The following is a 9,069-nucleotide window of genomic DNA, read 5'->3' on the forward strand; positions in this document are numbered from 1 at the left end:
CGTCGGCCGGCTCAGGCCCGGCGCCGCGGCACCGCGACGGTCTGCAGGTCCTGCGCGACGACGAGGTCGCCGTCGAAGACCGCCGCCGCCTCGTCGCGGAAGGCGTCGGGCTCGGGGTACCGCTGGGAGAAGTGGGTGAGCACCAGCCGGCGCACGCCGCACCCCGCCGCCACGGTGGCCGCCTGGCGGGCGGTGAGGTGGCCGTAGGCGGCGGCGAGCGCGGCGTCCTCCTCCAGGAAGGTCGACTCGACGACCAGCAGGTCGGCGTCCTCGGCCAGGGCGAAGACCGCGTCGCACAGCCGGGTGTCCATGACGACGGCGACCCGCTGCCCCGGCCGCGGCGCGCTCACCTCCTCCAGCCGGACGACCCGGCCGCCGACGTCCAGGGACCCCTCGCGCTGCAGCCGCCCCACGTCCGGGCCGGCCACGCCGGCGCGGGCCAGCTCGTCGGGGAGCATCCGCCGCCCGTCGGGCTCGACCAGCCGGTAGCCGAAGGCCTCCACCAGGTGGTCGAGGCGGCGGGCCTCCAGCGTCCACGACGGTCCCGAGGCCACCGGCCCGTCGGCGGTCAGCGGCACCTCCCGCAGGTCGAGGACGTCGTGGAAGACCGACGCCGCCCGCAGCCTCGAGAAGTACTCCCGGCCCGACGCCGGGAAGTGCGCGTGCACCGGGTGCGGGACCCGGTCCAGCGACATCCGCTGCACCACGCCTGGCACGCCGAGGCAGTGGTCACCGTGGAAGTGGGTCAGGCAGATCCGGGTGACCGCGCTGCTGGGCACGCCGGCCAGCAGCATCTGCCGCTGGGTGCCCTCCCCGGGGTCGAACAGCAGCCCCTCGCCGTCCCACCGCAGCAGGTAGCCGTTGTGGTTGCGGGTCCGGGTCGGCGCCTGGCTGGCCGTGCCGAGGACGACGAGCTCGCGGACCGTCACGCCGGGGCGGGCCCGCTCGCCGACCGGGCGCGGTACCGCTGCACCAGGGCCGGGACGACCTCGGCCCCTGCGGTGCCGGCGGCGGCCCAGCCCAGGACGACCCCCCAGGACAGCGGGTCCAGCGGGGTGCAGCCGAAGAACCGGCTGACCCCCGGCGTGGAGACCAGCGCGACCAGCACCGCCAGCGACCCGGCGGCCGTGGCCAGCACCAGCGGGCTGCGCCGCCCGGCCCACGCGGTCTGCCCCAGCTGGGTGGCGATCAGCGCGGCCAGGCCCATCGTCCCCGCCCGCCCGGCGGGCCCGGTGAGCCGGCCGGCCGCCCACGCGCCGGTGGCGCCGGCCGCGGTGGCCGCGCCGCGCACCAGCACCATGCGGCGGACCGCCCCGGAGAAGCCGCGCTGCGGCCCGGCGCGCAGCACCGCCTCCTGCGGGTGCCCGGCCAGGGGGCCCTCCGACTGCTCCAGGACGGCTGCCCGTGGGGAGGACACGGCGACGGCCAGCGCCGGGAACATGTCGGTGAGCAGGTTGACCAGCAGCAGCTGGCGGGTGCCCAGCGGAGCGCGCCCGCCGAACGCGGTGCCGAGGACGGTGAAGGCGACCTCGCCGGCGTTGCCGCCGACCAGGATCGACACGGCGTCACGCACCCGCAGCCACATGGCCCGGCCCTCGCCGATGGCGTCCACCAGCCGGGTCAGGTCCAGGTCGGTGAGCACCAGGTCCGCGGCAGCCCGCGCGGCCGGCGACTCGGCACCGGAGACGCCGATCCCGACGTCGGCCAGCCGGATGGCGGCGGCGTCGTTGACCCCGTCGCCGGTCATCGCGAGCGTGGCCCCGGCCCGGCGCAGCGCGCTGACCAGCGACACCTTCTGCTCCGGGGACAGCCGCGCGAACACCGCCCCCTCCCGCACCATCTGCGCCCGCTCGGTGTCGGAGGCCCGGGCGAACTGCGCCCCGGTGACGACCCGGTCGGCGCCGGGCACGCCGGCCTGCGCGGCGATCGCCCCGGCGGTCTCCGGGTGGTCGCCGGTCGCGAGGACCACCCGGACCCCGGCGGCGCGCAGCTGCTCGATCGCGGCGACCGACGACGTCCGGAGCGTGTCGGCGAGCCCGACCAGCCCCCGCAGCCGCAGGTCGGTCGCCGCGGCGTCGAGGTCGTCGGGGGCCCCGTCGAGGTCGCGGTCGGCCACGGCGAGGACCCGCAGCCCGTCGGCCGCCAGCTCCTGCACCGCCGACCGCACGTCCGGCGCCCCGGCGCAGCGCGCGACGACGACCTCCGGCGCGCCCTTCACCAGCAGCCGGCCGTCCCGGACCGCGGCGGAGAACCCGCGCTCGGCGGCGAAGGGCACGCAGGCCTGCGCCTCGCCGTCCGGGGCCAGGTCCCGCTCCCGGGCGGCCTCGACCACGGCGCGGTCGGTCTCGTGCGCCTCCGCGTCGCCGTTGGCCACCCCCGCCGCGGCCAGCCGCAGCACGTCGTCCTCGTCGGCGCCGTCGTCGAGCGGGAGCAGCCGGGACACGCTCAGCCGGTTCTCCGTCAGCGTCCCGGTCTTGTCGAAGCAGACGGTGTCGACGCGGCCGAGCGCCTCCAGCACCCGGGCGCTGCGCACGACCGCGCCGCGGCGGGACAGCCGGCGGGCGGCGGCCTGCTGCGCCACCGTCGCGACCAGCGGCAGCCCCTCGGGGACGGCGGCCACGGCGACCGCGACGCCCGCGGCGACCGCCTCGCGCAGCGGACGCCGCCACAGCACCCCGAGCGCGGTCACCGCCGCACCCCCGGCGAGGGTCAGCGGGAGCACCGCCCGGGTGAGCTCGGCCAGCCGGGCCTGGACACCGGCGGGAGGCGCGGCGCCACCGGCGGCCCGGGCAGCGCGCCCGGCCTGGGTGGCCGACCCGACGGCGACGACGACGGCCCGGCCGCTGCCGGCGACCACGGTGGTGCCGTCGTGGAGCATGCAGGTGCGGTCGGCGACGTCGGCGCCCGGTGTGGCCGGCACCGACTTGCCCACGGGCAGCGACTCGCCGGTCAGGTTGGACTCGTCGACCTCGAGGTCGGTCGCCGCGAGCAGCCGGGCGTCCGCGGCGACCACGTCCCCGGCGGCCACGCAGACGACGTCGCCGACCCGCAGCGCGCTCGCGGGGACGTCCTCGCACCGGCCGTCGACCTCCCGCCGGACCGTGACGTCCTGCTCGAGCAGCAGCGCCTCCAGCGCGGTCTCCGCCCTCAGCCGCTGCAGCCCGCTCACCAGCGCGTTCATGACCGTGACCCCACCGACCAGCAGCGCGTCGGTGTTCTCGCCCAGCGCCGCGGTCGCCCCCGCGCCGGTGGCCAGCACGGGCGTGAGCGGGTCGGCGAGCTCGGCGGCGACGGTCCGCGCGAAGCGGGCGGGCACCCGCACGACCGGCAGCTCACGCACCGCCCGGGCGGCTCCGGACAGCCGGCCGGCCCGGCCGTCGGACTGCTCGGGGAGGTCGGCGAGCCGGCCGAGGACGTCGTCGGGCTCCAGGGCGTGCCACGGGGTGTGCACCGACGGCGGCGGCACGGGCCGCCGGGCGGCGCGGACCGCCGTCCAGGCGCCGTCGACCAGCGTGGCGGTGCTGGCCGTCTTGCCCGGTGCGGTCGCCTTCGCCTGCCCGTACCGGGGGCTGCCGACCGCGGCGAGCAGCCCGCCCAGCACGTTGCCGGTCACCGCGGTGGTCACCGACCGGCGGCTGACCGCACGGGCCGGCACCGTGGCCGCGACGACCGCACACGCGTCGACCAGGCCGGGGCCGGTGACCAGGTCGGCGCCCCAGGCCGGCGCGCAGCCGGGCACGACGGGGGCGACGGCGACGTCGGCGGCCATCAGCGCGGGGCCGTCGGCGGCGGAGACGAGCAGCACGGCGCGCCCGTCCCCCTGCAGCCGCCGCACCGTCTCCACCAGCGGCTCGCCGGCGGGGGCGACCTCGTCCGCGGCGGCGCCCACCTCGCGCGTGCCCACGTGCCGGGTCAGCACGACGCGGTGGCCGGCGTCGGCGGCGGCGGCCATCAGGGCCTCGGCGTACGGGTCCAGCTCGGGGGCCACGGTGACCACGCCGACCCGGCGGCGCCCGCGCAGCAGGCTGCGCACCTCCCCGCCCGCGGCGTCCGCGGCGGCGCGCGCCGGCCCCAGCCGCAGGTGCGGCTCGCCGTCCGCCGCGCCGGCGCCGGGGGTGTCGTGGTCGCCCAGCAGCCGCACGGCGGCGGTCCACACGGCGGCGTCGTCCTCCCCCTCGGCGGTGGCGGTCGCCTCGATGACGACGGGTGGGCCGGTGCAGAGGGTGGCGGAGTCGAGGACGACGGTGTCGACGCGGTCGAGCCGGCGGTAGGCCGAGCCGTCGAGGGGCAGCACCCCGCGCCGGCACATCAGCAGGTCCAGCGTGGCGGCGAAGGACTCCCGCCCCAGGCCCGCGGCCTTGGGGTTCTGCGACTTGAGCATGTCGGCCGAGCGCCCGGGGCTGCCGGTCAACGGCAGCATGCCGAGCGAGGCGGCGAGCGCGACGGGCTCGAGGCGGGCGCGGTAGGTCTCCACCGGCCCCGGCGGCAGCGGCACCGGCCGCGGGCCCGGCGGGACCAGCGGCTCGGTCTCGTCCTCCGGCTCGGGGCCGCACAGCTCGCCCTCGCGGCGCTGCCACACCTGGCGGCGGGCGCGCATCTCGACCACCTGCTGCAGGGCCGCGGCGGCGTTGAGCGCGGGGATGACCGGGCTCTGCGTGAGCGCGTGCAGCAGCGCGCTGGTGCCGTTGAACAGCAGGTCGGTGCCGATGACGCCGATCCGGGCCTCCAGGCCCGACCGGACCCAGCGCTGACTGTCGAGCAGGGCGATGGACAGCGTGACGTGCCGGGACAGCGCCGGGATGGGCAGTGCCCTGCCCAGGTAGGCGACGCCGACCGAGGCGGTGTCGATGGCCGCGGCGGCCGCGGCGGCCAGCAACGGCTCGAGGTCGGCGGGGTGCTCCACCATCTCGGGGAAGACCCGGGCACCGCCCCGGGCCTGCTCGATGGCGGTCACCGCGCCGACGACGTCCTCGACGCCCACCCGGCGCTCGTCGAAGGCGACGAACACCCGGCCGACGACGTCGTTGACCGTCGCCCACTGGACGCCCTCGAGCCGTTCCAGCTGGCGGCGCAGCGCCCGGCGCACCTCTGGCTGCTCCTCGACCGAGGGGGCGCAGACCTCCATCTGGACGTGCCCGCGGTCGGCCCAGACCCGGCGGGTGTGCCGGTGCCGAGGCGGTTCGACCATGCCGCGGGCGGCGTCGAGGAGCGAGTGCAGGTGGCCGTCGGGGACGGGGTCGGCGCCGGTCAGCAGGGTGCCCACCGCGCGGGTGCCGGTGACCGCGGCGCTGTGGGCCAGGTGCCGGGTGGCGCCGGCCACCGCGGAGCCCACCTCGGACGCGGTCCGGACGGTCGCCCGCGCGGGCCCCCCGAGCAGGCCGGCGGTGACCAGCGCCGGGGCGGCGGCCAGGCCCAGCCCGAGGCGCGCGGCCGCGCCCGCCGCGCTGCGTGCGGCGTCGATGCGGCGGAACAGGCCCATGGCGTCCCTCGAACGGTGGTCTGGGAAACCTACGCCGCCGGAACGGGATCGGCCTCCCCAAAGCCCGCGCCGGGGACTCCCAGCGGGGATGTGGTGCACGTTACGTTCGGCGCCACCGCCCATCCCAGGAGGACCCATGGACAGGCTGCGCTTCGGCACCTTCCTCGCCCCGTTCCACCCCGCCGGGGAGAACCCGACGCTCGCCCTGCAGCGCGACCTGGAACTGGTCGAGCACCTCGACCGCCTGGGGTACGACGAGGCGTGGATCGGCGAGCACCACTCGGCCGGGACCGAGATCATCGCCTCGCCGGAGATCTTCATCGCCGCGGCGGCCGAGCGGACCCGGCACATCAAGCTCGGCACCGGCGTGACCTCGATCGCCTACCACAACCCGCTGTGGGTGGCCGAGCGCATGGTGCTGCTGGACCACCTCACGCGCGGCCGGGCGATGCTGGGGTGCGGGCCGGGCTCGCTGCCCACCGACTCGATGATGCTGGGGCTCAACCCGACCGACACCCGCGAGCTGCTCGAGGTCGACCTCGACATCATCATGCGGCTGCTGCGCGGCGAGACGGTCACCCAGAAGACCCGCACGCACGAGCTGGTGAACGCCCGTCTGCACCTGCGGCCCTACACCCAGCCGCGGTTCGAGGTCGCCGTCGCGGCCGTCGCCTCCCCCACCGGGCCCCGGATGGCCGGCACGCACGGCATCGGGCTGCTGTCCATCGGTGCCACGCTGACCAAGGAGGGCTTCGACGCGCTGGCCCACCACTGGAACGTCGTCCAGGAGCGCGCCGAGCACTTCGGCCAGTCGGTGTCGCGGCGGGACTGGCGGCTGGTCGGGCTCATGCACATCGCCGAGACCCGTGAACAGGCCTACGCCGACGTGCAGTACGGCATCGAGACGTGGTTCCGGTACTTCCAGAAGACCGCGGCGTTCCCCCAGATGGCGGTCGAGGGCGGCGACGCCAAGGAGATGATCGACTTCATCAACGAGGCCGGGATCGGCGCCATCGGCACGGTCGAGGACGCCCGCGCCCAGGTGCAGCGGCTGTGGGACCAGTCCGGCGGGTTCGGCTGCATGCTGCTGCTCGGCCACGAGTGGGCCAACCCGCAGGCCACCAAGCGGTCGTGGGAGCTCATCGCCCAGCACGTGATGCCGCACTTCCAGGGCGGCGAGATCAGCCACGCGCAGCAGACGCTGGACTGGAAGGCGTTCGCCAGCGGCAAGCGCGAGGACTACGCGGCCCAGCAGATGCAGGCGGTCGCGACGATGACCGAGCGGTACGAGAAGGAGAAGGCCGGGGGCAGCTGAGGGAGGACCCCCTGCCGGCACGACTCGCACGCTCGCGCAGGTCCCTGCAGGGGCCGTTGACCCGCCGACCGCCGCGCTCGGGCGGTCGGCGGGTCAGCGCAGCGGGAACGAGTGGTGCTCGTGCGCGACCAGCCAGCGGCCGTCCTCCCGGCGCAGGCCGAGGGTCAGCCGCAGCCGCCGCGCCGGGGCCTCCGCCAGCTCCTCCGGGGTGCCGCAGCGCAGCAGCGCGTGCGCGTACGCGACGTCGGTCCCGGCGGTGACGTCCAGCTCGACGACCTCGAAGCACACCCCCTGCCGCTGCCACGCGGAGAACGGCGGCCAGATCTCGCGGTAGGCGGCCAGGCCCCGCACGCCGTCGTCCGGCGGCGGGACGTCGAACACGACGACGTCCTCGGCGTGGTCGGCGAGGACGCCCTCGAGGTCGCCGGTGTGCACCGCCTCCGCCCACCGGGTCACCAGGTCACGGATGGCGGCGTCGTCGTCGGTCATGCCCGTTCCGACCCCGGGAGCGGCTCGGGCTCATCGGCACGGGGCTCGGGCACGGCGAGGGCCTCCGGGACGAGTTCGTAGCGGCGGCCGTAGGTCTCGACGACCGCCTGGACCGCGGCGACGACGGGGATGGAGACCAGCGCGCCCATCGGCCCGAACAGCGCCGCACCGACGATGACCGAGCCGAAGGCGACCGCGGGGTGGATGGAGACGGTGGCGGCGGTGATCCGCGGGCCCAGCAGGTAGTTCTCGACCTGCTGGTAGACCACCCCGAACACGACCACCCACAGCGCGTCGAGCGGCTGCCCGGCCAGTGCGATGAGCGCCGGGACCCCGATGGCCAGGTAGGTGCCGATCGTGGGGATGAACTGGGACACCACCCCGGTCCACAGCGCGAGCGGCAGCCAGAAGGGCACGCCGAGCAGCCACAGGACGACCCCGGTGGCCAGGGCGCTGATCGTGGCCAGCACCAGCCGGGAGACCACGTAGCCGCCGGTCTTCTCCGCCGCGATCGCCCACACGGTGGAGATCACCCGCTGCTGGCGCGGTGGGAACCGCCGGGCGACCGACGCCCGCAACGCGGGGCCCTGCGCGGACATGTAGAAGGCGAACAGCAGGAACGTCAGCCCCTGGAAGAGCAGGCCGACCAGCGCGGTCAGGATGCCGACGACCCCGGGCGTGAGGTCGGACAGGATGCCCTGCACCCGCTCGGGCGTGAGGTCGAGTGAGTCGACGATGTCGCTGGGCCGGAACGAGGTGTCGAAGCTGCGGTTGACCCACACGACGACCTCGCGAACCACGTCGGGCAGCGCCCGGAACAGCGAGGTGAGCTGGTCGACCAGCAGGGTGCCGAAGGCGGTGAGGAACCCCACCACCAGCACGGTGAGCCCGAACAGCACCAGCCCGGTGGCCGCCCCGCGCCGCATCCCGGTCCGGGCCAGCCGGGCGACCACCGGTTCGACGCTGATGGAGAACAGCCAGGCGAGGAAGAGCAGCCCCAGGAAGCCGCGGAGGCTGGCGAAGGCCCACACCGCGACCTGGAAGACGGCGATCGCGACCAGCGCGAACACCACTCCGCGGCGCAGCCAGGGCGGGGCCTGCCGGAACCAGCCGGCCTCGTCGGCGGGACGCCGGGCATCCTGCTCCGCGGGGCGGGGCGCTGCGCGTTCGTCGCCGTCCACGCGCGGACGCTAGACCCTCCCGACCGGCGGCGGCAGCGTTCTCCCGACGGGCCCGGGGTGCGTGCCGGCGCCGCTGGCCACCAGGATGGGCGCATGGCCGACACCAGCGACGACGTGCAGGCGGTGCTCGACGCGGAGGACCGCCGCTACCGGGCGATGGTGCAGGGCGACCTGACCGCGCTGGACGCGCTGCTGGCCCCCGGCATGACCTACACCCACTCCAGCGGCCGGCGCGACACCAAGGACGAGTACCTGGACAAGCTCCGGTCGCGCTACTACGTCTACCGGAGCGCCGAGCACCCGGTCGAGCGGGTCGAGGTGTCCGGGGATGCCGCGGTCGTGGTCGGCCGGATGACCGCGGACGTCGACGTCGACGGGGTCCCGAAGGAGCTCGACAACCTCGCCACCGCCGTCTGGACCCGCGCCGACGGGGACTGGCGGCTGCTCGCCTACGCGTCGAGCCCGCCCCCGCGCTAGCTGTACTGCCCGGAGAGGTTGTTCAAGCGGGTGATCGGCGGGTGGCATCCGATCGCGGTGTGGGGCCGGTGATGGTTGTACTCGTGCAGCCAGGCTGGCAGCGCCTTCCGGCGGGCTGACTCGCTGAG

At 76.4% G+C, this 9,069-nt stretch carries 7 protein-coding genes; 2 read left to right on the forward strand and 5 right to left on the reverse strand.

Annotated elements, in window-relative coordinates; translation table 11 throughout:
- Positions 1-11 precede the first annotated feature (11 nt).
- On the reverse strand, positions 12-929 hold the full coding sequence (locus tag ACI79I_RS23565) for a ribonuclease Z (protein ID WP_456994866.1): 918 nt from the start codon (positions 927-929) through the stop codon (positions 12-14).
- A complete protein-coding gene (locus ACI79I_RS23570) occupies positions 926-5,479 on the reverse strand; it encodes an HAD-IC family P-type ATPase (protein ID WP_456994868.1) in 4,554 nt (1,517 codons plus the stop codon). Before ACI79I_RS23570 ends, ACI79I_RS23565 begins: the two co-directional genes overlap by 4 nt.
- Positions 5,480-5,615: 136 nt before the next feature.
- Between ACI79I_RS23570 and ACI79I_RS23575 the strand changes: the two genes are divergently transcribed.
- Positions 5,616-6,794 (forward strand): LLM class flavin-dependent oxidoreductase, encoded by a 1,179-nt coding sequence (locus ACI79I_RS23575; protein WP_456994870.1) that lies wholly within the window; start codon positions 5,616-5,618, stop codon positions 6,792-6,794.
- A gap of 93 nt (positions 6,795-6,887) precedes the next feature.
- Here ACI79I_RS23575 and ACI79I_RS23580 read toward each other — a convergent pair whose 3' ends face one another.
- Complete coding sequence (locus ACI79I_RS23580; RefSeq protein ID WP_456994872.1) at positions 6,888-7,283, reverse strand: YybH family protein; 396 nt, start codon at positions 7,281-7,283, stop codon at positions 6,888-6,890.
- Entirely contained in the window at positions 7,280-8,464 is a 1,185-nt protein-coding gene (locus ACI79I_RS23585; protein WP_456994874.1) for an AI-2E family transporter, read from the reverse strand. The genes ACI79I_RS23580 and ACI79I_RS23585 overlap by 4 nt, the downstream gene beginning before the upstream one ends.
- A 93-nt stretch (positions 8,465-8,557) precedes the next feature.
- On the opposite strand from ACI79I_RS23585, the gene ACI79I_RS23590 reads away from it, so the two are divergent.
- Positions 8,558-8,941 carry a nuclear transport factor 2 family protein gene (locus ACI79I_RS23590; protein ID WP_456994876.1) on the forward strand — a complete coding sequence of 128 codons (384 nt, stop codon included), beginning with the start codon at positions 8,558-8,560 and terminating at the stop codon, positions 8,939-8,941.
- Here ACI79I_RS23590 and ACI79I_RS23595 read toward each other — a convergent pair.
- Positions 8,938-9,069: integrase core domain-containing protein (locus tag ACI79I_RS23595; protein WP_456994880.1), on the reverse strand; the 132-nt coding region annotated here is incomplete at its 5' end. The two genes, ACI79I_RS23590 and ACI79I_RS23595, sit on opposite strands and share 4 nt — an antisense overlap.

The sequence above is a fragment of the Geodermatophilus sp. SYSU D01105 genome (assembly GCF_054050095.1).